This window comes from Piscinibacter defluvii (assembly GCF_004011805.1).
Lineage (GTDB): Bacteria > Pseudomonadota > Gammaproteobacteria > Burkholderiales > Burkholderiaceae_C > Piscinibacter > Piscinibacter defluvii.
The window spans coordinates 29,552-50,388 of sequence record NZ_RCHJ01000003.1 but is presented as its reverse complement, the minus strand read 5'-3'; the positions used below and the strand labels follow the sequence as shown (position 1 = coordinate 50,388).

General features: G+C 71.7%; 20 protein-coding genes and 1 pseudogene. 5 read left to right on the top strand and 16 right to left on the bottom strand.

What is annotated here, in order from left to right:
* Positions 1 to 16: 16 nt before the first annotated feature.
* The 10 genes and pseudogenes from D9C15_RS33720 to D9C15_RS09670 form a co-directional block, all read right to left on the bottom strand.
* Positions 17 to 1,252, bottom strand: a complete 1,236-nt coding sequence (locus D9C15_RS33720; protein WP_205854785.1) for a Tm-1-like ATP-binding domain-containing protein — start codon at positions 1,250 to 1,252, stop codon at positions 17 to 19.
* Between the two features lie 516 nt (positions 1,253 to 1,768).
* A pseudogene (locus D9C15_RS34330) lies at positions 1,769 to 2,266 on the bottom strand (ABC transporter ATP-binding protein); the annotation flags it as partial.
* The gene (locus tag D9C15_RS09705; RefSeq protein WP_205854773.1) at positions 2,266 to 3,087 is read right to left on the bottom strand and encodes an ABC transporter ATP-binding protein; all 822 of its coding nucleotides are present in this window, start codon (positions 3,085 to 3,087) and stop codon (positions 2,266 to 2,268) included. The pseudogene D9C15_RS34330 and the gene D9C15_RS09705, both read right to left, overlap by 1 nt.
* A gap of 14 nt (positions 3,088 to 3,101) precedes the next feature.
* Positions 3,102 to 4,355 (bottom strand): ABC transporter substrate-binding protein, encoded by a 1,254-nt coding sequence (locus tag D9C15_RS09700; protein WP_205854772.1) that lies wholly within the window; start codon positions 4,353 to 4,355, stop codon positions 3,102 to 3,104.
* Positions 4,352 to 5,461 carry a branched-chain amino acid ABC transporter permease gene (locus tag D9C15_RS09695; protein ID WP_127997251.1) on the bottom strand — a complete coding sequence of 370 codons (1,110 nt, stop codon included), beginning with the start codon at positions 5,459 to 5,461 and terminating at the stop codon, positions 4,352 to 4,354. The genes D9C15_RS09700 and D9C15_RS09695 overlap by 4 nt, the downstream gene beginning before the upstream one ends.
* 23 nt (positions 5,462 to 5,484) lie before the next feature.
* Positions 5,485 to 6,435: a branched-chain amino acid ABC transporter permease gene (locus tag D9C15_RS09690; protein WP_127997250.1), complete on the bottom strand. Its 951-nt coding sequence runs from the start codon at positions 6,433 to 6,435 to the stop codon at positions 5,485 to 5,487.
* Entirely contained in the window at positions 6,432 to 7,715 is a 1,284-nt protein-coding gene (locus D9C15_RS09685) for a metal-dependent hydrolase family protein (RefSeq protein WP_127997249.1), read from the bottom strand. The genes D9C15_RS09690 and D9C15_RS09685 overlap by 4 nt, the downstream gene beginning before the upstream one ends.
* Before the next feature lie 10 nt (positions 7,716 to 7,725).
* A complete protein-coding gene (locus tag D9C15_RS09680; RefSeq protein ID WP_127997248.1) occupies positions 7,726 to 9,033 on the bottom strand; it encodes a metal-dependent hydrolase family protein in 1,308 nt (435 codons plus the stop codon).
* 10 nt (positions 9,034 to 9,043) lie between these two features.
* Positions 9,044 to 9,841 (bottom strand): alpha/beta fold hydrolase, encoded by a 798-nt coding sequence (locus D9C15_RS09675; RefSeq protein WP_127997247.1) that lies wholly within the window; start codon positions 9,839 to 9,841, stop codon positions 9,044 to 9,046.
* Between the two features lie 10 nt (positions 9,842 to 9,851).
* Positions 9,852 to 10,739, bottom strand: a complete 888-nt coding sequence (locus tag D9C15_RS09670; protein ID WP_127997246.1) for a fumarylacetoacetate hydrolase family protein — start codon at positions 10,737 to 10,739, stop codon at positions 9,852 to 9,854.
* Positions 10,740 to 10,906: 167 nt separating this feature from the next.
* On the opposite strand from D9C15_RS09670, the gene D9C15_RS09665 reads away from it, so the two are divergent.
* Both D9C15_RS09665 and D9C15_RS09660 read left to right on the top strand, forming a co-directional pair.
* Positions 10,907 to 11,632: a TetR/AcrR family transcriptional regulator gene (locus tag D9C15_RS09665; RefSeq protein ID WP_127997245.1), complete on the top strand. Its 726-nt coding sequence runs from the start codon at positions 10,907 to 10,909 to the stop codon at positions 11,630 to 11,632.
* Positions 11,629 to 12,336, top strand: coding sequence for a dienelactone hydrolase family protein (locus tag D9C15_RS09660; protein ID WP_375138770.1), 708 nt, complete (start codon positions 11,629 to 11,631; stop codon positions 12,334 to 12,336). Before D9C15_RS09665 ends, D9C15_RS09660 begins: the two co-directional genes overlap by 4 nt.
* A gap of 7 nt (positions 12,337 to 12,343) precedes the next feature.
* Here D9C15_RS09660 and D9C15_RS09655 read toward each other — a convergent pair whose 3' ends face one another.
* On the bottom strand, positions 12,344 to 12,877 hold the full coding sequence (locus D9C15_RS09655; RefSeq protein WP_127997244.1) for a hypothetical protein: 534 nt from the start codon (positions 12,875 to 12,877) through the stop codon (positions 12,344 to 12,346).
* A 108-nt stretch (positions 12,878 to 12,985) separates the two neighbouring features.
* Between D9C15_RS09655 and D9C15_RS09650 the strand changes: the two genes are divergently transcribed.
* The 3 genes from D9C15_RS09650 to D9C15_RS09640 are packed head-to-tail and all read left to right on the top strand — an operon-like array spanning position 12,986 to position 17,097.
* On the top strand, positions 12,986 to 16,018 hold the full coding sequence (locus tag D9C15_RS09650; RefSeq protein WP_127997243.1) for a coiled-coil domain-containing protein: 3,033 nt from the start codon (positions 12,986 to 12,988) through the stop codon (positions 16,016 to 16,018).
* A gap of 19 nt (positions 16,019 to 16,037) precedes the next feature.
* Positions 16,038 to 16,724 (top strand): CpXC domain-containing protein, encoded by a 687-nt coding sequence (locus D9C15_RS09645; RefSeq protein ID WP_127997242.1) that lies wholly within the window; start codon positions 16,038 to 16,040, stop codon positions 16,722 to 16,724.
* Positions 16,725 to 16,740: 16 nt separating this feature from the next.
* Positions 16,741 to 17,097, top strand: coding sequence for a hypothetical protein (locus D9C15_RS09640; RefSeq protein WP_127997241.1), 357 nt, complete (start codon positions 16,741 to 16,743; stop codon positions 17,095 to 17,097).
* Positions 17,098 to 17,113: 16 nt separating this feature from the next.
* On the opposite strand, the gene D9C15_RS09635 is transcribed toward D9C15_RS09640, so the two are convergent.
* The 5 genes from D9C15_RS09635 to D9C15_RS09615 form a co-directional block, all read right to left on the bottom strand.
* Positions 17,114 to 17,941, bottom strand: a complete 828-nt coding sequence (locus D9C15_RS09635) for a class II glutamine amidotransferase (protein ID WP_127997240.1) — start codon at positions 17,939 to 17,941, stop codon at positions 17,114 to 17,116.
* 67 nt (positions 17,942 to 18,008) lie between these two features.
* On the bottom strand, positions 18,009 to 19,121 hold the full coding sequence (locus D9C15_RS09630) for an AgmX/PglI C-terminal domain-containing protein (protein WP_127997239.1): 1,113 nt from the start codon (positions 19,119 to 19,121) through the stop codon (positions 18,009 to 18,011).
* Positions 19,118 to 19,606: an ExbD/TolR family protein gene (locus D9C15_RS09625; RefSeq protein ID WP_127997238.1), complete on the bottom strand. Its 489-nt coding sequence runs from the start codon at positions 19,604 to 19,606 to the stop codon at positions 19,118 to 19,120. Before D9C15_RS09625 ends, D9C15_RS09630 begins: the two co-directional genes overlap by 4 nt.
* Positions 19,607 to 19,614: 8 nt before the next feature.
* Positions 19,615 to 20,139, bottom strand: coding sequence for an ExbD/TolR family protein (locus D9C15_RS09620; protein ID WP_127997237.1), 525 nt, complete (start codon positions 20,137 to 20,139; stop codon positions 19,615 to 19,617).
* 18 nt (positions 20,140 to 20,157) lie between these two features.
* A complete protein-coding gene (locus D9C15_RS09615; RefSeq protein ID WP_127997236.1) occupies positions 20,158 to 20,811 on the bottom strand; it encodes a MotA/TolQ/ExbB proton channel family protein in 654 nt (217 codons plus the stop codon).
* Between the last annotated feature and the right edge of the window lie 26 nt (positions 20,812 to 20,837).

The window sequence follows — 20,837 nt, the reverse complement described above, 5'->3', positions numbered from 1 at the left end:
GTCCTTCCTCTCGTTCTCAGCGGGCCGCGCGCGCCGCCGCGGCCGGCGCGGCGACCTCGTGCCAGGCGGCCACCAGCGCGTCGGCGAAGGCCTCGTCGTTGACGTGCAGCGGCAGGCGGATCAGCTTGCGGCCGGGGCCGGCGCGGAACTGCCGCTCGATCGTCTCGAACAGCACCCGGTCGGCCTCGGGGTCGTGGAAGGGCTGGTCCGGTCGGTCGATCGCCGAGACCCCGCCCTCGGGGATCAGGAAGCGCACCGGTCCGGCCATCGCGTTGAGCTTGCGCGCGATGAATTCGCCGATCGCGCGGCACTCGTCGGCCGTGGTGCGCATCAGCGTCACGTTCGGGTTGTGGCGGTAGAGCGTGCGGCCGCGGAAGCGCTCGGGAACCGTGTCCCAGGCGTGGAAGTTCACCATGTCGAGCGCGCCGCAGGAGCCGACATAGGGGATCGCGCGGCGCGCGAACACGTCCAGCCGCTGCGGCCCGGCCGACAGCACGCCGCCGACGACCTCGTCGGCCACCTCGGTGGTCGAGACGTCGATCACGCCTTCGAGCAGCCCGGAGTCGGCCAGCTTCTCCATCGACTGTCCGCCCACGCCGGTGGCGTGGAACACCAGGCAGTCGTAGGCCTCGCCCAGGCGCTTCGTGACCGCCTGCACGCAGGGCGTGGTCACGCCGAACATGGTCAGCCCGAGCGCGGGCTTGACGGTGCCGGCCGAGGGCGCGGGGTGCGCGATCATGCCGGCCAGCGCATGCGCCGCGTTGGCCAGCACCTTCTCGCTGATGCGGTTGATGCCGGACACGTCGGTGATCGAGTACATCATGCAGATGTCGCTCGGCCCCACGTAGGGCCGCACGTCGCCCGAGGCCATGGTCGAGACCATCACCTTGGGCAGGCCCACCGGCAGGGCACGCATCGCCTGCGTGGCGAGCGTCGTGCCGCCCGAGCCGCCGGCCGAGACCAGGCCGCCGACATCGCGCCGGCTCAGCATGAAGCGCTCGAAGGCCAGCGCCATCGCCGTGACGGCGCTGCCGCGGTCGTTGCTGAACACCGCGCGTTCGCCCTCCGGGTGGTGGCGCGCCACCTCGCGCGGGTGCACGCTGGCGGTGGAGGTCTTGCCGGCGGTGGAGAGATCCACGGTCACCACGCGCAGGCCGAGCTTCTCCAGGCACTGGCGCAGGTAGGACAGCTCGCGGCCCTTGGTGTCGAAGGTGCCGGCCACGTAGGCGGCGCGGTTCGCGCCCGCCGCGATCGGGAAGTCGAACACCTGGGCCGGCGGGGCCGCGGTGGCCGCCGGCGGCGCCGGGGCGGGCGGCGGCGCCGACGCCAGGGCCGGCAGCGGCGGCAGCGGCGGTGGCGCGTCCAGCCCACCGGCGTTCCAGCGGTTGAAGGCCGGCGTGACCCGCGGCGCCACGCTGTCCAGCGAGGGCGCGCCCTCGCCGTGGGCCCGCCGCACGGTCAGCACCTGCACCGTGGCCTGCGGTGCGGGCGCGGCGGTCTCGGGCACCTCGGCCGGCACCTCGTCGGCGGCGGCACGCACGCCGAGCAGGCGCTCCTGCAGCGCGCGGTCGGCGGCCAGTTGCGCGGCCGGCAGCTCCTGCGCGAGGCGGCCGTTGACCATCACGCCGATGCGGTCGGCCACGTCGATGGCCACGCCCAGGTTCTGCTCGATCAGCAGCACCGCGATGCGCCGCTCGCCCGACAGCTCGCGCAGCGCCTGCACCACCTGCTCGACGATCACCGGCGCGAGGCCCTCGGTGGGCTCGTCCATCACCAGCAGGCGCGGCTCGAGCAGCAGCGCGCGGCCGATCGCGAGCATCTGCTGCTCGCCGCCGGACAGCTGCGCACCGCCGTTGGCGCGCCGCTCGGCCAGGCGCGGGAACATGGTGTAGATGCGCTCGACCTCGCGGCGCTGGCGCGCCACCAGGCGCAGCGTCTCGTCGACCGAGAGCGAGGGCCAGACGCGCCGGCCCTGCGGCACGTAGGCGATGCCGCGCCGCGTGATCTCGTGCGGGGCCAGGCCGAGGATCTCCTCGCCGGCCAGCTTCACGCTGCCCGAGGCGCGCACCAGGCCGGTGATGGCGTTGCACAGCGTCGTCTTGCCCATGCCGTTGCGGCCGACGATGCCGAACACACCCGATTCGAGCGTGAAGCCCACGCCCTGCAGCGCATGGGCATGGCCGTAGTAGACGTCCAGGCCCTGCACGACGAACAACGGCGAGCCGCCCGTCGGCGCTGGCTCACGAGCGCGCGCCCAGCGTGCCATCAGTGGCGGCTCCCCATGTAGATCGCCTGCACCTGCGCATCGGCCTCGATCTCGGCCGGCGTGCCGTGGCACAGCACGCGGCCGTTGTGCATCACCGTCACGCGCTCGACCACGCGCAGCGCGATGTCCAGGTCGTGTTCGATCAGCACGTAGCTCATGTGTGCCGGCAGCGAGCGCAGCAGCGCGACCAGCTCGCGGCGCTCGGCCGGCGAGAGCCCGGCGGCCGGCTCGTCGAACAGGATCAGCCGCGGCGCGCCGGCCAGCGCCATGCCGATCTCGAGCTGGCGCTGCTGGCCGTGCGAGAGCTCGGCCACGCGCGTGTCGGCCAGGTGCGCGAGGCGCGACCGCTCGAGCAGTTCGTTGGTGGCGCCCGTGCTGCCGTGCCGCGCGCCGGCGCGGCGCAGCGAGAAGCGCCCGCCGGCCACGCCGCGCACCGCGAGGAACAGGTTGTCGCGCACCGTCAGCTCGCGGAACAGCAGCGAGGACTGGTAGGTGCGCCGCAGCCCCTTGCGGATGCGCTCGTGCGGCGGCAGCGTGGTGATGTCCTCGCCGAAGAACAGGATGCGCCCCGCGGTGGCGGGGAAGTCGCCGGTGATGGCATTGAACAGCGTCGTCTTGCCCGCCCCGTTGGAGCCGAGGATGGCGTACTTCTGCCCCGCCGCGACCGCCAGCGACACGCCGTCGACCGCACGCAGCGCGCCGAAGGCACGCGTCACGCCCTCGAGCACCAGCGCGTCGTTGGAGGCGAGCGGCGAATGGGCCTGCGCGGCCGCCGCGCGCGCGGCGGCCGGCTCGCCCCGGATCTGCGTGATCGACGCCACCGCGGCCCTCGTCCTCAGGGGCAGGAAGGCACGTCGCGCGAGCCGATCTTGAACTCGTCGGGCTTCATGCCGAGCGTCTGCTCGACGTTGTCGACCTTGCGCGCGACCTTGGTCGTCAGCTCGCCCTTGGCGTCCTTCACCACCTCGGTGACGAAGGTCGTGCCGATGGCCTGGCGGTTGGCGTCCAGGCGCACGTCGCCGGTGGGCGTCTTCAGCACCAGCTTGGACAGCGCCTCGCGGTACTTGGCCTGGCCGCCGGAGAGGTCGCCCTTGACGGCGTCCAGCCCGTCCAGCGCCGCCTTCATGTTCATGTAGTACACGTAGGCGAACAGGCTCGGGCTCGGGAAGCCGCCGGCCGAGACCGGGTAGTTCTTCTGGTAGTCGGCCACGAAGGCCTTCCAGTCGGCACCGTCGTAGCTGTCGGCCACCGGGCCGGCCGAGAGCGTGCCCACCAGCGACTCGCGCCGCTTGCCCTTGTAGTTCAGCACGTCCTGGCTGACCGTGATCGAGCCGCCGAGCATCGGCTTGTCGCCGCCGGCGTTTTCATACTGGGTCAGGAAGTTCACCGCGTCGGCGCCGCCGAGCACCACCAGCAGCGCATCGACGTCCTTCGGGATCTTGGCGATCACCGAGCTGTAGTCCTTGCCGCCCAGCGGCACCCAGGCCTTCTCGGGCACCTTGCCGCCGAGCCGGCAGTACTCGGCCATGAAGCCCTGCACCTGCGAGTACGGGAAGGCATAGTCCTCGGCGATCACCATCACGCGCTTGTAGCCCTTGTCCAGCGCGGCCTTGCCCAGGCCCACCATCCACTGCGCACCCTCGGTGTTGAAGCGGAAGAAGTTCGGGCTCGGGTTGACCAGCGTGGTCGCCTGCGCCCCGGAGGCGCCGTTGATGAAGGTGACCTGCGGCTGGGTCTTCGAGTAGTCCTTGACCGCGATGCCCTCGCCGCCGGACAGCGGGCCGACCATGATGTCGACCTTGTCCTGCTCGACCAGCTTGCGCGTGGCGTTGACGGCCACGTCGGGCTTGGCGTCGGAGCTGGCCTTGATGATCTCGATCTTGCGGCCGGCGACCACGCCGCCGCGCTGCTTGACGGCCAGTTCGGCGCCGCGCATGCCGTCGGCGCCACCGGCGGCGAACGGGCCTTCCAGCGTGGCCAGCAGGCCGATCTTGACCGGCTGCCCTTGCGCCCAGGCGCTGCCCATCAGCGCGGACAGCGCGGCGGCTCCCAGCATCGAACGGACCCAGAGTCTCTTCGTCACTTTCACGCTTGTCTCCTTGGGGTGGAAGTCAGGGTCTGCGGCGGTCCGAAGCGCGAGCGGAGCTTCGCCCAGAGTCCGAGCAGGCCGTCGGGGGAAAACAGCACGATCAGCAGGAACATGCCGCCGATCACGAGGTTGAAGCGCTCGCGGTCGATCACGTCGATCGCGAAGGTCTGCAGCAGCACGAACACCAGCGCGCCGAGGAAGGCGCCGATCGGGTGCTTCACGCCGCCGAGCACGGCGATGACGAGCAGGTTGATGAGCCATCCGGTGCCCACCGAGCCCGGCGTCATCAGCGCGTTGTACCAGGCCAGCAGGATGCCGCCGACCGCGGCGATCAGCCCGGCCAGCGCATAGGCCGCGACGCGGTGCGCGACGACGTGGAAGCCGAGCGCGGCCATGCGGCGCGGGTTGTCGCGGATGCCCTGCAGCGCGATGCCGAAGGGCGCACGCACCACGTAACGCACCAGCGCGTAGCCGGCCAGCGCCCAGAACAGGCTGAGGAAGTAGAACGGCAGCGGGTCGCGCCAGTGCACGCCGAACACGGTGGGCGGCTTGAGTTCGCGCAGCCCCTGGAAGCCGTTGAACACGCTGTAGTTCTGCAGCACCAGGTAGTAGAAGGCCACGCCGATGGCCAGCGTGATCATGATGGTGTAGATGCCCTCGGTGCGCACCGAGAGCCAGCCGATCAGCGTGGCGCACAAGGTGGCCACCAGCACCGCCGCGGGCACCGCCACCCACCAGGGCCAGCCGAGGCTGATCTCGGGGCTGCTGCTGGTGCCCAGCACCGCCATCGCGTAGCCGGCGATGCCCGCCACCGTCATCTGCGCCAGCGAGACCATGCCGCCGTAGCCGGCCAGGAAGCCGAGCGAGAGCGCGATCAGCCCGAGCACCAGCGCCTGCGCGGCCACCTGGAAGGTGAAGAAGGGCGTGGCGACGAAGGGAAACAGCAGCAGCGCCAGCCCGCCGAACACATGGCGCGGCGCGAGCGTGCGCCAGAGGAACTTGAGCCAGCGCGGGGCGTCGCTGTGTTCGTAGGGGTCGGCCGGGGCGGGCGCGGGCGGCGCAATGCTCGGCCGCGGAGGCACCTGCGCCGCACCGCGGGAGTTCATCGCCCTGCGCCACTGTGCTGCACTCATGCCGCGCGCCCCATGATCCCGCGCGGCCGGAACGCGAGCACGCCGATCAGGATCACGAAGGTGAACACCACGCTGTAGGTCGGCGCGTAGGCCAGGCCGTAGGTCTCGGCCAGGCCGAGGATGGCCGCGCCGATGGCCGCACCCGGCACGCTGCCCATGCCGCCGACGATCACGACGATCAGCGAGGCGAGCAGCAGCCGGGTGTCCTCGCCCGGCACCATCGAGAGCTCGACGGCGCCGATCACCCCGCCGAAGCCGGCCAGCCCGGCGCCGAGCGCGAAGGTGACCGCGAACACCAGGTTCACGTTGATGCCGGAGGCGGCGAGCATGCCGCGGTCGTCGACGCCGGCGCGGATCATCGCGCCGACGCGGGTCTTCGCGAGCAGCCACCACAGGAACACGCCGATGGCGATGCCGAAGCCGAGCAGGCTGAGCCGGTAGGCCGAGTAGGCGCGGATCAGCGGAATGTCGCGGATCGGCCCCTGCAGCCACTCGGGCGCCTCCATCTGGTAGACCTGCCCGGTGAAGATCCACAGCAGGATGTCGGCGATCACGATCGACAGGCCGATCGTGACCATGGTCTGGCGCAGGTCCTGCCCCTGCATGTGGCGCAGGATCAGGCCCTGCAGCAGCAGCCCGCCGAGCGCCGCCGCGGCGAAGCCGGCGGCCAGCGCGAGGATCCACCAGCCGGTGTGCCCCGCCACCACGTAGCCGACGTAGCCGCCCAGCAGGTACAGGCTGCCGTGCGCGAGGTTGACGTTGCGCATCAGCCCGAACACGAGCGTGAAACCGCTGGCGACGATGAAGTAGAGCGAGGCCAGCGTCAGCCCGTTGAGCAGCGTGACGAGGTACAGGCGCGGGTTGTCCACCAGCGCCCAGACCGAGAACACGAGGATCGGGCCGCCCACCAGCAGCCAGGCCGCGAGCTGCGCCCGGGACATCCTCATGCCGCACGCCCCCAGAAGCGCTCGGCGGCGATCTCCGGCGCCTTGGCCCACTGCCCGTCCTTCATCACCGCGAGGAGGCGTTTCGGGTCGCGCAGGATCGACAGGTTGGCGAGCGGGTCGCCGTCCACGAGCAGCAGGTCGGCGAGGTAACCCTCCTTCACCTGGCCGAGCTCGTGCGGACGCATCATGATCTGGCCGCCGTACTGCGTGGCGCAGCGGATCGCCTCGGCCGGCGTGAAGCCGAGGTACTTGACGAAGAACTCCAGGTCGCGCGCGTTCTGGCAGTGCGGCGTGAAGGCGAAGCCGTAGTCGCCGCCGGGCAGGATGCGGATGCCGCGCCTGTGCATCGCACGCAGCGACTCGAGCGCCGCGTCCCACTCGACCTGGTAGCCCATGTCGGTGGCCATCGCGCGGGTGATGCCCCAGGGCTCGGCCTCGTTGAGCATCGCGTACAGGATGGCGATGCCGGGGGCGACGAAGATGCGCTCCTTCTGTTCCTCCAGCAGGTCGAGCGTCTCCTCGTCGGTGAAGCTCGCGTGGTAGATGATCTCGATGCCGTGGCGCAGCGCCTGCTTCACCGACTCGGCCGAGCGCGCGTGCGCCGCGGCGCGCTTGCCGCGCATGCGCACCTCCTGCATCGCGGCGGCGACCTCCTCGTCGGTCATCCAGCTCGTGTCGGCGGGCGACTGCGGCGTGAAGTTGTCGCCCGAGAGATTCAGCTTGATCGAGTCGACGCCGTATTTCAGGAACATGCGCACCGCCTTGCGCATTTCCTGCGCGCCGGTGACGTTGACGCCGAAGCTGAACTCGGGGAACGGCAGGTGCGGCAGGGTCTCGTCGCCGAGCGCGCCGAACACGGTGATCTCCTGGCTCGCGGCGAGGTAGCGCGGGCCGGGAATCTGCCCGGCGTTGATGGCGTTGCGGATCACCACGTCCAGGCGCGGCTTGGCGCAGGCCGCGCCGACGCAGGAGGTGAAGCCGGCCTCGAGGTAGCGCCGCGCCACCTTGGCGCACCACAGCACATGCTCCTCCAGCGGCATGGTCTGGATCTGCGCCAGCGTGGCGGCGTCGTTCCACGAGAAATGCGTGTGGGCCTCGCACATGCCCGGCATCAGCGTCGCACCGGCGCCGTCGATCACGGTCGCGCCGGCGGAGGAGATCGGCGCCGTCGAGCGGCCCACGGCGCGGATGCGGTTGCCCTGCACCAGCACGCTGCCGGCGTACGGGTGGGCGAGCGTGCCGTCGAGGATGCGCACGTTGGTGAAGAGCACGTCGGCCATCGTCGTCTCCTCAGGCGGCCCAGCGCGTGGCCGTGCGCGCGGCGCGCAGCGGCGGCGCGCGGTGGAACTCGCCGTCCTTCATCACCGCCAGGATGCGCGCCTTGTCCTGCAGGATCGTGATGTCGGCCAGCGGGTCGCCGTCGACGAGCAGGATGTCGGCCAGGCAGCCCTCGCGGATGTAGCCGAGCTGCTTGCCCATCTTCATCATCGGGCCGCCCCAGGCGGTGGCCGACAGCAGCGCCTCCATCGGGCTCATGCCGACCAGCTTGACGAAGTACTCCAGGTCCTTCGCGTTCGTGCCGTGCGGCGTCCAGGCGAAGCCGTAGTCGCCACCGGGCAGGATGCGGATGCCGCGCCGGCGCATCGCCTTCATGCTCTCGATCGCGCACTCGAGCTCGTGGTGGTAGCCCATCCTGCGCGTGACCTCGGGCGTCAGGCCCCACTTCGAGGCGTGGTGGCAGGTGTTGACCAGCCAGGCCAGGCCCGGGGCGACGAAGTGCTCGAACTTGTGCGCCTCGAGCAGGTCGAGCGCCTCCTCGTCGGCGAAGCTGGCGTGGTAGATGACCTCGATGCCGTGCTTGATGCACTGCTTGATCGACCAGGTCGAGCGCGCATGCGCGGCGACACGCTTGCCCCAGGCCTTGGCCTCCTCGACGCAGACGGCGATCTCCTCCTCGGTGAACTGGCTCTTCTCGCTCGAGAAGCCGGTGATCGATTCGCCCGAGAGGTTGATCTTCAGCGTGTCCACGCCGTACTTGGCGAACATGCGCACGCAGCGGCGCATCTCGTGCGGGCCGCTGACCACCGCACCGAAGGCGAACTCGGGCTGCGGCAGGTGCGGCTGCGTGGTGTCGCCCAGGCCGCCGGGCACGGTGATCTCCTGGCTCGCGGCCAGGTAGCGCGGGCCGACGATGGTGCCGTCCTCGATCGCGTTGCGGATCACCACGTCCAGGCGCGGCTTGGCGGTGGCCGCGCCGACGCACGACGTCCAGCCCATGTCGAGATAGCGCCTGGCCACCTCGGCGCACCACAGGATGTGCTCCTCCGGCGGCATGCGCTGGATGGCGTCCAGGCTCGGCTGGTCGTTCCACGAGAAGTGCGTGTGCGCCTCCACCATGCCCGGCATCAGGAAGGCGCCCGCACCGTCGACCACCGTGGCGCCACCGATCGGCGCGCGGGGGCCCGGGGCCGACCAGGCGCCCGGCCCGCTGCGCGCGACGCGCGTGATGCGGTTGCCCTGCACCAGGACCTCGCCCATGAACGGCGTCTCGCCGCCGCCGTCGAAGATGCGCACGTTGGTGAACAGGACGTCTGCCATCGGGTGCTCCTCAGCGTTGCGAACTCAGGAAGGCGCGCAGCTCGCGCGCGCAATCCTCGGGCCGCTCGACCGGCGTCCAGTGGCCGCAGCGGCCCAGCACCACGACGCGCACGCCGCCCTTCGCGTGGACCAGCTTCTCCGCCATCGCGCGCACGTTCTGCGGCGGCGCCACGCTGTCCTCGTCGCCGGTGACCAGCAGCACCGGCGCCGCGATGCGCGCCAGCTCCGCGGGCTGGGCCGCGGCCAGACATTCGCAGCTGCGCGCGTAGGCCTCGGGGTCCTGGCGCATCAGGCTCTCGCGCACGAAGGCCGCCGCGGCCGGCTGGCGCTGGCGCGTCTCGGCCGCGGTGGCCGCGTGCATCAGCGCCTGCGCGATCTCTTGCATGCCGCCCAGGCCCTCGCCACGCGCCTTGGCGGCCCGCGTGCGCATCGTGGCACGCGCCGCCTCGGCCGGGGCGATCAGCGGGCCGAACAGCGCCAGGCTGCGCACCAGCTTCGGCTGCGCCGCCGCGACATGCTGGCAGACGATGGTGCCCATCGAATGGCCGAGCAGGTGCGCGCGCGTGATGCCGAGCCGGCCGCACACCGAGAGCACGGCCTCGGCGAGCCGCTCGATCGTGATCGGGCCCGACACGCCGGCCGAGCGCGCGCTGCCCGGCATGTCGAGCCGCAGCACGCGGTGGCCGGCCAGCGCACCCATCAGCGGCGTCCAGGTGTTGCTGCTGCCGCCCAGGCCGTGCACGCAGACCACCGCATCGCCCTCGCCTTCGTCCTCGACGGCCAGCTTGTCGATCAGGTGCAGCGCCATCGTGTGATCCTCAGGCGGCGACGAAGCGGTTCTCGATCGCGCCGATGCCGTCGATCTCGATGCGGAAGCGGTCGCCCGCGGCGAGCCACTTCGGCGGCTGGAAGCCCATGCCGACGCCGGCGCAGGTGCCGGTGGCGATCACGTCGCCCGGGTGCAGCGTGATGCCGCGCGAGCAGGTCTCGATCAGCGCGGGCACGCCGAAGATCATGTCGCGCGTGTGGCCGTCCTGGCGCAGCTCCTGCGTGCCGTCGCGGCGGATCAGGGTGCCGCGCAGGCGCGTGTCGCGCGCGTCGAGTTCGTCGAGGCCGACGATCCACGGCCCCATCGGACAGAAGGTGTCGAAGCTCTTGCCCAGGTCCCACTGCTGGTGGCGCACCTGCACGTCGCGCGCGGTCACGTCGTTGACGATGGTCCAGCCGAACACATGCTCCACCGCGCGCGCGGCCGGGATGTCGCGCCCGCCGCGGCCGATCACCACCGCCAGCTCGGATTCGTAGTCGATCTGGCTCGACAGCGAGGCCGGCGGCAGCCGCACGTCGTCGTGCGGGCCGACCACGCACTCGGCGAACTTGGTGAACACGATGGGCCAGCGGTGCTCGGCCGGCAGGCTGTCGCGGAACACGCTGGCCGAGAGTTCGGCCGCGTGGTCGTGGTAGTTGCGGCCGACGCAGAACAGCCCGCGCAGCGGGCGCGGCAGCGGCGCGTGCAGCGTGGCCGCGGCCACCGGCAGGCGCGGACCGGCAGGCCGCGGCAGCCCCTCGCCGCGTGCCAGCGCCTGGATCAGCGGCAGCGCGCCGAGCTCCGGGGTGGGCACCGACAGCGGGGTCAGCTCGCGCCCGTCCGCCGACACCGTGCCGGCATGGTGGCGCCCGCCCCAGCTCCAGCAGGCCAGCCGCATCGTCTTGTCTCCTGGTGGCGCCCGTCCGGCGGCCGCGCGGCGCGACCCGTGAGACGCTCTGGATCGATTTGAGACTTGTGTCTCAGATCGGGATGGCTGCATCATACGGGCCGCGTTTGACCGGCCGCAAGCCAAGACCCCATCGCCCCAGCCCCGGACTAACCCGCATGGCCCGACCCAAGCCGCGTGTCACCGAGCCCCCGCAGCCGCCGGCACGCGGCGTCAAGGCGGCCACCTGGAACCTGCTGCTCGAAACCGGCATGCGCCTGATCCAGGAACGCGGCCACATTCCCTCGGTGGCCGAGGTGGCGGTGCGCTCGAACGTCTCGCGCGCCACCGCCTACCGGTACTTCCCGAGCCGCAGCGCGCTGGTCACCGCGGTGATCGACACCTCGCTCGGCCCGGTGCGCAGCTTCGCGAGCGATTCGCCCGACGGCCGCGCGCGTGTGCACGAGCTGTTCGCCAAGACCTTCCCGCGCTTCAAGGAGTTCGAGGCGCAGCTGCGCGCCGCCGCGCAGCTCACGCTCGAGCAGTGGGCGCTCGAGCGCGCCGGGCTGCTCGAGGAGGAGCCCTACCGGCGCGGCCACCGCGTGCGCATCCTCGAGCACGCCATCGCGCCGCTCGCGCCGGCGCTCACGCCCGCCTCGCGCGACCGGCTGCACCACGCGCTGTCGGTGGTCTACGGCATCGAGCCCTACATGATCCTGAAGGACATCTGGCGCCTGCCCGACCGCGAGGTCGAGCGTGTCGCGCTGTGGATGGCCGATGCGCTGATCGACGCGGCGCTGCGCGAGTCGGCTGCGGCCGGCCCGCCGGCGCGTGCCCGGGGCCGCGCCGCGGCGCGCGGGAGCCGTACGATCGTGACCCCGAAACCGCCCCGGAACACGCCATGACGACCGAGCAGCCCGTCCGCACCGAATGGATCGAGCTCGCCGTGCCCGGCGGCACGATGGACGCCTACCTCGCGCTGCCGCCGGCCGGCCACGGCCCGGGGCTGCTGCTGCTGCAGGAGATCTTCGGCATCAACCCGCACATCCGCGGCGTGGCGCAGCAGTACGCGCTGGCCGGCTTCAGCGTGATCGCGCCCGACCTGTTCTGGCGCCAGGGGCGGCGCATCGAGCTCGGCTACGTCGGCGAGGAGCGCGAGCGTGCGCTGGCGCTGATGCGCACCGTCGCGCGCGACGACGTGGTGGCCGACCTGCAGGCCAGCCTGGCCGCGCTGCGCGCACGGCCCGAGTGCGGCGCGCGGGTCGGTGCGATCGGCTACTGCATGGGCGGCCGGCTGGCCTTCACCGCCGCGGCGCTGTGCAACGTGGACGCCGCGGTGTGCTACTACGGCGGCGGCATCGCCGGCCAGCTCGAGCTGGCGCCGCAGATCCGCTGCCCGATCCTGTTCCACCATGCGCAGCAGGATGCGAGCATCCCGCCCGAGGCGGTGGCGGCGGTGCGTGCCGCGATGGCCCACGCACCGGCGCAGTTCCACGACTACCCCGGCGCACAGCACGGCTTCAACTGCTGGTCGCGCGCGACCTACCACCCGGCCAGCGCGGCGCTCGCGCTCGGGCGCAGCCTGGGCTTTCTCGCCGCGCTGTTCTGACGCGCGGCTACGGTGCGAGCGTCTCGGCCTTGTCCAGGTCGATGCTGCGCAACATCGCCTCGAGCGTGGCGGCGTCGGCGCTGCGGCTCGTGGCGGCAAACGCCAGCCCGTTGGGCAGAGTGATCACGACCAGCGTGTCGCCCTGCTGGGCACGCGCCTCGCGGTAGACCTCGCGGCTGCCCTTGGCCGCGCCGCCGGGCGGGCCGGCCGTCGCGGTGATCTGCGCCTCCTGCGCCCCCTGGGTGTAGGAGGCCTGCATGGCCGGCCCGGGCGTGGGCGCACCGGCGTGCTGCGGCGGCTCCTGCAGTTGCTTCAGCGTCCAGGGCCCGAGCCCGGCCGGGAAGAGTTCGGCCAGCGTGGCGGCGGAGATCTTGGCGCCGGCCGCGCCGGCCTTCGGTGAGGATGACATCGTCTGCGGCCTCTTGTCGCCGGATTCGCCGGCCTGCCCCGTGCAGGCCGCCGCGCCGAGCAGCAGCACGGCCAGGGCGGCGACCCCGGCTCGGGTGCGGCATCGCGGCGAGGTGTCGGGGCAGGGTTGCATCCGCGCATCCGGGGGTGGTCGGGGGCCCTGAGCATACTCCGCCGGCGCTAGACTGCGACGCGCCACTCACCCGTCGGTGAACCTGCACCACGCCAAGGAGAGACTCGCATGGGCCTGCTCGCCACGCTCGGGCTGCCGCCGCTGAAGAACAAGTCGCCGGACGGTCCCGATCTCGAGGCGGTGCTCGGCACCGCCAACGACAAGAAGGACCCCGCCTCGGCCACCGTCGGCAGCACGGCCAGTGGCGGCGGGACGACACCGCCGTCGGGCGGCACGCCCCCGGCCAAGCCCGCGTCCGGGCCGACCGCGGGTGCGCCCACCGGTTCCGCGACCGGCGCGGCCGACCCGGAGGCCAAGGCCTTTGCCGTCGCGCGCGCCGCGGTCAAGCGCGACATCGACGCGCTCGGCAAGCACCCGCAGCAGTCGCGCATCGTCGCCGAGATCGCGGCCGCCAGCGCCAAGCTCGGCGAGGCCGACACGCAGGCCGCCGCAAAGGCCTGGACCCAGGCCAAGCAGGCGCTCGCGGAGGCCAAGACGCTGGCGGCCACGGCGAAGAAGGCCGGCGACGACTGGGTCGACTACCTGCGCCAGCGCGCCGATGCCGAGGCGCTGGCGTACGCCTTCGGCAATGCCGATTTCGACGCCGACGCCTGGGTGCGGCCCAAGCTGGTGGCGGCCGACAACATCGCCAAGGGACCGCCGCTCAACTTCGCGGCGGCGCTGGCCAAGATCGCCCTGATCCCCGGCCAGCTCAAGCCGCTGCTGAAGGACCTGCTCGACAAGTGCAAGGCCAAGCAGACCGCGATCGATGCGACGAGCAAGGAGTCGCGCGGCTACGCCAAGGCGCAGGTCGATCCCGGCCGCCAGCACCTGGCGGCGGCCGACAAGCATTTCGCCGCCGGCGAATGGAGCGCCTGCCTGCAGCGCGCCGCCGCCGCGCTGCGCCTGCTCGGGCCGGCCGCGCGCATCTGCGAGCGGCGCGACAAGTACGAGGCGCAACGCGGCAAGACCGTCGCCGCCGTGGCCACTGTGCGCGCACAGCTGCCGCTGAAGGCGCGTGCCGAGGCGCTCGACAAGCGGGTGGTGCAGGCCGATGCCTTGGCCGCCATCGGCTCGCTGAAGATCGAGCAGGGGCTGGCGGAGCTGGTGCGCGCCGAGCAGCAGGCGACCACCTGGGCCGCCGTCGGACCGACCATTGCCGAGCACGCGAAGGAGCGCGCCGCCGCCGACCGCGAACTGGCCGAACTCGACAAGCACCCGGCCGCGGCCAAGGTCACGGCGCAGCGCGAGGCAATCCGCACCCGGCTGGCGGGCGCGAAGAACCTGACCGTCGTGATCGACGGCGCGCCCGACCCGGCGGCCGGCTGGGCCGGCGTGCTGGCCGAGGTGAAACGCGCGCGGGCCGACCTGGCCGCGGCGAAATCGCTGGTCGACGGCCTCGGCGCGGCTGCCGCGGCCGAGGCGGCGGCCGCCAAGCCGGGCAACAAGGCGGCGCTGAAGACGGCGCTGGACCAGCTTGCCGCCGATGGCGCCGCCGCGCAGGGCGCCAAGCATGCCGACGCGGCGAAGGAGGCCTTCAAGCGCTTCGACGACGCCGTCAAGGCCGCGAAGGAGGCGCTGGCAAAGAACGACGGCGAGGCCGCGGCCAAGGCCACCGCCCAGGCCGCCGCGGCGCTGACCGAGGCCAAGCGCATCCAGACCGCCCACGCCCAGTTCGCTGCCGACCTTCCGGCGCTCGAGGCCCGGCTCAAGGCGCTGCAGGCCTCGCCGCGCGCGGCGCAGATCAAGCCACGCATCGACGCGGTGGCCAAGGGCCTGGCCGACGCCAAGGCGGCCGACGCGAAGCACGACGGCGTCGAGGCCATCGCGGCGCTGCGGCGCGGCAGCGACGCGGTGGCCGAGGCCCAGGCGGCCGACAAGGCCCGCGAGGCCTTCGACCGGCGCGCCACCGAACTCGCGCCGCGCATCACCGCGCTGACCGACGCCGGCGAGAAGAACGCGCTGACCGGGCTGGAGACGCAGGCCAAGGCCAAGGCCGACGCGCTCGATTTCGCCGCGGCCGCCAAGCAGCAGGACCAGATCGAGCTGCGCCTGGACAAGTCGGCCATGAAGGGGCTGATGAGCGCCGGCGCGCCGGACGCCGCGAAGATCACCACGCTGGCCAAGAAGATGGTCGGCCAGGGCGGCGCGTCCGAGGTCGACCAGATGATCCAGGCCATCCCCAACGGTGGCGACATCAAGCTGCTCAATGCGCTGGCCGAGGGGCGCTACGGGGTCAAGTTCACCAACGCCGCACCGTTCCCGGCCAAGGCCGCCACCGTCACTGCGCCGGCGGTGCCGGCCGGCGACCCGGTGAAGACCATGAAGGTGGTCTGCGACATGTTCTCGAAGATCCCGCAGGACATCGTCGACAGCCCGAGCGTGTCCGGCGTCGAGTGGAAGGACGCGGTCGGCTCGGCCGGCGGCTCGCACAGCTACGACGACGTCAAGATCCGCATGAACGGCCGGCCCGGCATTCCGCAGGGTTTCGGCGCGGCGATCGCCTCGGAGCTGCCGCCCGACGTGGAGGCGGACTGCCAGCCCAAGAACGCCGCCGCCGTGGAGTACCTCGGTTTCGCCGCGGCGCACGAGGTGGGCCATGCGGTCGACGACGCGCAGGGTTTCATGGCGCGCAACGGCCACCTCGAGAAGTACGGCGGCTGGACCACCTTCGGCGCGAGCGTGCAGCCGATCGCCGACGCGATCGGCGGCGACGCGCGCTTCGCCGCGTTCTACAAGACCGCCGAGCAGAAGCGCTACATCGCCGACCGGCTGCTCAACAAGCCGGTGCAGCCACCGGCCGCGAAGCCCGGCGACGAGGCGAACGCGCTGGCCGCCTTCCACAACTGGCTGGCGACCGCCACCGCCTCCGACGTCTACCGCCGGCAGGGCGACTGCAGCACGCTGCAGATCGGCGACTACGTCTACCACGAGGCCTATGCGCGGGTCTGGGTGCGCTACCTCGCCTCGGCGCGCAAGAAGGCGCTGACCGGCTACCAGTTCCGCGCCCCGGGCGAATGGTTCGCCGAGCTGTACGCCGGCTACCGCTCCAACAAGCTGAAGGACAGCCACCCCGCGATGGATTGGCTGAAGAAGCTCTGAACCGGAAGGAGAGCCCGGCATGTCGATCTTCCGCACCCACACCCTGGCCTGCCCGAGCTGCGGCGCGCCGGTGGACTACGAACTGGTGCACAGCGTCAACGCCGACCGGCGCCCCGACCTGCGCGACGCGATCCTGGACGGCAGCTTCCAGCTGCAGCAGTGCCCGGGCTGCGGCACGACGTTCCGCTGCGAGCCCGAGTTCACCTACCTGGACCAGAAGCGCGGCCAGTACATCGGCGTCTGGCCGGCCTCGCGCCGCCACGAGTGGCAGGCCTGCGCCGCCAGGACACGCGAGACCTTCGACCACAGCCTGGGCGTCAACGCGCCGCGCGAGGCGCGTGCGCTGGGCGAGAAGCTCGACGTGCGCACGGTGTTCGGCTGGCCGGCACTGGTGGAGAAGCTGCTGGCCCGCGACGCCGGCATCGACGACCGCACCCTCGAGGCGGCCAAGCTGGCGGTGATGCGCACGCAGGGCGAATCGCCGCTGCCCGGGCGGCTCGAGCTGCGGCTGATCGCGGCCGAGGGCGGCGACCCGGTGCTCGCCTGGCTGGGCGGCGGCAGCGAGGGCGAGGCCCTGCCGGCACTGAAGGTGCCGCGCCAGCTGATCGATGTCATCGACGCCGACCCGGCGAAGTGGCAGGCTGTCAAAGACAGCGTCGCCGAGGGCGACGTGGTCGATTTCCAGCGCGAGTTGCTGGCCTCCTGATGGTGTAATCGGTGCGATGAAACGCAAACAATTCCTCGCCGCCGGCGCCGGCGGCATGGTGCTGCTGTGGCTGCAGGGCTGCGGCGGCGGGGGTGACGATGCCGGCAACGGCAACGGCGGGCTGCCGCCCGTCCTGACCAGTTGCAGTGCCACGGAGATCGTCGGCAATCACGGCCACACGCTCACCGTCGCCGTGGCGGACCTCAATTCGACGACTCCGAAGTCCTACAACATCGAAGGCAGCGCCGGGCACAACCATACGGTTATCCTCACGGTCGACCAGTTGGGCGAACTGAAGTTTGGGCGGCCGGTGAGCGTGACCTCGTCGAACACGCTCGGGCACACCCACCTGGTGACGGTCACCTGCGTCTGAGCGCAGGCGGGCCGGCTCAGGCCGGCTGCATCACCAAGCCGGGACGCAGCCGGTCCGTCGCCGCGGCGGGCACGTGGCGCCAGGCCTCCTCGCCGTCCACGAACACGCGCAGCTCGCCGGGCGCAAACGGCTGCCAGGCCTCGTTGCGCGTCAGCGGCTCGGTGGCCACCAGCACCATGCGGTCGTCCGGGCCGTTGGTGGTGGCCAGGTCGAGCGTCAGGTCGTGGTCGACCAGGTGCGCGGTGCCGAACGGGTGGCGGCGCTGCAGCCAGTACAGCCGCGTCGCCCCGTAGGCATACAGCGCCCGGCCGTCGGACAGCAGGAAATTGAACCTGCCGTGCGGCGCGATCGCCTCGGCCAGCTCGGCGATCGCCGGCGCGAGCCGGGTCCAGTCGGGCAGCGCGCGGCGGAAGCGGCGGCGCAGCCTCTGCAGCATCCAGCAGAAGGCGCGCTCGCTGTCGGTCTGGCCGACCGGGCGGTAGCTGCCATCCAGGCGGGGGTGGAAGTCCTTCAGGTCGCCGTTGTGCGCGAACGACCATTCGCGACCCTGCCACTCGCGCACGAAGGGGTGGCAGTTGGCCAGCTGCACCGGGCCCTGCGTGGCCTTGCGGATGTGCGCGAGCACGGTGCGCGCGTGGATCGGGTGGGTGCGCAGGAACTGGGCGAGCACCGAATCGCAGGCCGGCGCCGGGTCGACGAAGCGCCGGCAGGCCTGGCCGTCGTGGAAGGCGAGGCCGAAACCGTCGGCATGCTCCCCGGTGGCGCCGCCGCGGGCCGAGAAGCCGGTGAACGCGAACGTGACCGCCGCCGGGGCGAGGCTGTTCAGCGCAAACAACTGGCACATGAGGACTGAAACGTGCGGGTGACGAATTTGGTTGTCGTCACCCGCCCATGCAGTCTTTATGCCGGGTTTACGAGGGCAGGAAGTCGACCGGCCAGGTCACCACCATCTGGTCGACGTCCTTGGCACCGAAGTCGAAGCTGCGGATGCGCGCCAGCAGCTTCTGCTCCAGCTCGCTGGCGTGCAGTTCGCTGGACTCGACCTTCACGTCCACCACGTGGCCGGCCGGCGCGATGGTCAGCTTCACCACCACCTTGCCCTGCAGCGACGGATCGTCGCGCAGCGCGCGGTTGTAGATGGCGTAGATCGCGCCCTTGTTGCGCTCGAAGACGAGCTTGATGTCCTCCAGCGAGCGCGAGGCCTTGCCGCTGCCGCCCTTGGTCAGCTTGCCGCCGGCACCGCCGCCGCCCACGCCCGAACCGTTGCCCGAGCCGTCGCCCTTGCCGCCGACGCCCAGGCCACCGCCCGGGCCGCCGCCGCCGCCGCCGCCGATCGTGCCTTCCACCAGCGTCGTGCCGCGGCCCGCCAGGCCGCCGCCGCCGGTGTTGCGGCTGTAGCCGGCGGTGTTGATGCCGCCGCTGCCGTTGGTGGCGTTGGAGGTGATCAGCGCGCGTGTCGGGATGCCCGGGTCGGTGCCTGCGCCGACGCCGACCCCCGTGCCCGCGCCGATGCCCGGCCCCGGCTTGATGTCCTTGTTCAGCTGCACGGCTGTCGGCGCGAGCGCGAGCTGCGCCAGCTCCTGCTTCATCGCCATCAGGCCCACGCCGGCGGCCTTGCGCTTGGCGGCCTCCAGGTTCTCGCCGGGCGGCTTGCCCTTCACGGGGTTGCGCGCCTCGGGCACGGCCGAGGCCTTGGGCGGCTCGGGCCGCTTCGGCTCGGGCCGCGCGGCCTCGGGCTTGGGCGGCGCGTTCTCGGCCGCCTTGGCGAGTTGCTCCGGCTTGGGCGGCGGCGGCTTGGGCGCGGGCACGGGCTCGCGCTCGAGCACCAGCTTGGCCAGCCGCGGCGGCAGCTCGGGCGGCGCGGCGCGGTTCTCCACCGGCCGTGGCAGCAGCAGCAGCACGATGCAGAGCAGCGCGCAGATGCCCAGCACGATGCGCAGGATGCGCTTGAAGCGTGCCTCGTCCTCGAGCACGAGCGCCCAGGGCAGCACCTGCGGGCGGAAGGTGATCGCGGCGCCGCTCATGTGGCTTTTTTCGTCACCGCGAAGGCAACGTCGCTGTAGTTGGCCCGCGCGGCCGTGTACATCACCTTGCGCAGCAGCGTGTAGGGGATGCCCTTGTCGCCCATGATCGTGACCTGCTTGTTCTGCGCCTCGTTCTCCTTGCGGATCACCTGGCGCGAGGACAGCACGTCGAGCTCGGCCTTCAGCGGCGCGATCAGGTCGTCGGTGGAGGCCATCGCCTCGGCGACGTTGGCCACCTTGCGCCCGTCGACCACGATCTCGGTGCTGCTGACCGTGATCACGATGGTCTCCTTCGGGTCCTTCTGCGCCGTCGACTCGGGCAGCTTGACGGCGCGCGCGGTGGTCAGCACCTCGATGCCGGTGGAGGACATCAGGAAGAAGATCAGGATCGTGAAGATGTCGATCAGCGCGACCAGGTTCATGTCCAGGCCGTGCTGATTGCGCGCATGGCGTTCGGCGCGCTTCTGGATCGGGGTGAGTTTCATGGCCTCCCCTACTTCTTCGCCGCGACGCTGATCGGCGCGTCGCCGATCGAGATGTCGGGGAACAGCACCGAGCGCGCCACCTCGGGCGGCGCCGGCTGGCCCTTGACGTGCGGCGGCGGCAGCGTCTCGCGCACCGCGTCCATCACCTGCACGAGCATCTCGTAGGGCGTGTCGGGCTGGGCCAGCACGGTCGCCGTGGTGGTGTCCGGGAACTTGGTCTTGATCGCCTGCATCAGCGTCGACAGCGTGCCCAGGTCGTGCTCGGTCGCGCTCTTGGCGGGGATGCGCTGGATCAGCCCGCCGATGCGGTCGCCGACGTCCAGCGCGTCGGGGCGGATCACGACCTCGAGCTTCAGGTCGTCGACCTTGAGCTGCTCGACGCCGGCGGATTGCGCCGGCAGCGACAGCTCCACCACCGACAGCCGCGTGAACACCGCGGTCGACAGCAGGAACGGCACCAGCACGACGATCACGTTGATGAACGCCGTGACCTCGAGCTCGGCCGTGCGCTTGCGCAGTCGTCTGACTCGCATGATCGGCTCGGCGTCGGATCAGCGCGCCGGGGCCGACTCGGCCTTCAGGCGCTGCACCAGGTTCAGGAAGCTGATCTTGGCGGCTTCCAGGCCGTCGACGATCTCGCTGGTGCGCGCCTGCAGGAAGGCGTGGATCAGCAGGAACGGGATCGCCACCGAGAGGGCGAACGCGGTGTTGTTCATCGCGATCGAGATCGAGGCCGACAGCATCTCGGCCTTCTCGGCCGGGTTGACCGCGGCCACCGCGGTGAAGCCCTTGATCAGGCCGATGATGGTGCCCAGCAGGCCGACCAGCGTGATCACGTTGGCCAGCGTGGCGATGTAGTGGGTGCGCTTCTCCAGGCGCGGCACGATCTCCATCATGCCCTCCTCCATCGCGTTGTCGATGTCCTCGCGGCGCGCCGGGCTCTGCATGCGCTCCAGGCCGTGCGTGACGATCTTGCCGATCGCGGCGTCGGACTTGGCGGCCAGGCCCATCACCTCCTTGAAGCGGCCGTTCTGCAGCATCGGCAGCACCTGCGCCCAGAGCTGGCGGTTCTGCGCCCGCGCGCGGTTCAGGAAGACGAAGCGCTCGATGGCGATGGCCAGGCCGACGGCCATGATGGCGATGGAGAAGTAGATGGCAACGCCGCTGTCCTGGAAGAACTTGACGGCGAAATCGACGATGGACATGGACGGACTCCTTGAAGGACGAGGCG

Excerpts from the sequence above, each read along its gene's own strand:
- D9C15_RS09695 (WP_127997251.1), bottom strand. The coding sequence starts at position 5,461 with ATGAACTCCCGCGGTGCGGCGCAGGTGCCTCCGCGGCCGAGCATTGCG.
- D9C15_RS09690 (WP_127997250.1), bottom strand. The coding sequence starts at position 6,435 with ATGAGGATGTCCCGGGCGCAGCTCGCGGCCTGGCTGCTGGTGGGCGGC.
- D9C15_RS09685 (WP_127997249.1), bottom strand. The coding sequence starts at position 7,715 with ATGGCCGACGTGCTCTTCACCAACGTGCGCATCCTCGACGGCACGCTC.
- D9C15_RS09680 (WP_127997248.1), bottom strand. The coding sequence starts at position 9,033 with ATGGCAGACGTCCTGTTCACCAACGTGCGCATCTTCGACGGCGGCGGC.
- D9C15_RS09675 (WP_127997247.1), bottom strand. The coding sequence starts at position 9,841 with ATGGCGCTGCACCTGATCGACAAGCTGGCCGTCGAGGACGAAGGCGAG.
- D9C15_RS09670 (WP_127997246.1), bottom strand. The coding sequence starts at position 10,739 with ATGCGGCTGGCCTGCTGGAGCTGGGGCGGGCGCCACCATGCCGGCACG.
- D9C15_RS09665 (WP_127997245.1), top strand. The coding sequence starts at position 10,907 with ATGGCCCGACCCAAGCCGCGTGTCACCGAGCCCCCGCAGCCGCCGGCA.
- D9C15_RS09660 (WP_375138770.1), top strand. The coding sequence starts at position 11,629 with ATGACGACCGAGCAGCCCGTCCGCACCGAATGGATCGAGCTCGCCGTG.
- D9C15_RS09655 (WP_127997244.1), bottom strand. The coding sequence starts at position 12,877 with ATGCAACCCTGCCCCGACACCTCGCCGCGATGCCGCACCCGAGCCGGG.
- D9C15_RS09650 (WP_127997243.1), top strand. The coding sequence starts at position 12,986 with ATGGGCCTGCTCGCCACGCTCGGGCTGCCGCCGCTGAAGAACAAGTCG.
- D9C15_RS09645 (WP_127997242.1), top strand. The coding sequence starts at position 16,038 with ATGTCGATCTTCCGCACCCACACCCTGGCCTGCCCGAGCTGCGGCGCG.
- D9C15_RS09640 (WP_127997241.1), top strand. The coding sequence starts at position 16,741 with ATGAAACGCAAACAATTCCTCGCCGCCGGCGCCGGCGGCATGGTGCTG.
- D9C15_RS09635 (WP_127997240.1), bottom strand. The coding sequence starts at position 17,941 with ATGTGCCAGTTGTTTGCGCTGAACAGCCTCGCCCCGGCGGCGGTCACG.
- D9C15_RS09630 (WP_127997239.1), bottom strand. The coding sequence starts at position 19,121 with ATGAGCGGCGCCGCGATCACCTTCCGCCCGCAGGTGCTGCCCTGGGCG.
- D9C15_RS09625 (WP_127997238.1), bottom strand. The coding sequence starts at position 19,606 with ATGAAACTCACCCCGATCCAGAAGCGCGCCGAACGCCATGCGCGCAAT.
- D9C15_RS09620 (WP_127997237.1), bottom strand. The coding sequence starts at position 20,139 with ATGCGAGTCAGACGACTGCGCAAGCGCACGGCCGAGCTCGAGGTCACG.
- D9C15_RS09615 (WP_127997236.1), bottom strand. The coding sequence starts at position 20,811 with ATGTCCATCGTCGATTTCGCCGTCAAGTTCTTCCAGGACAGCGGCGTT.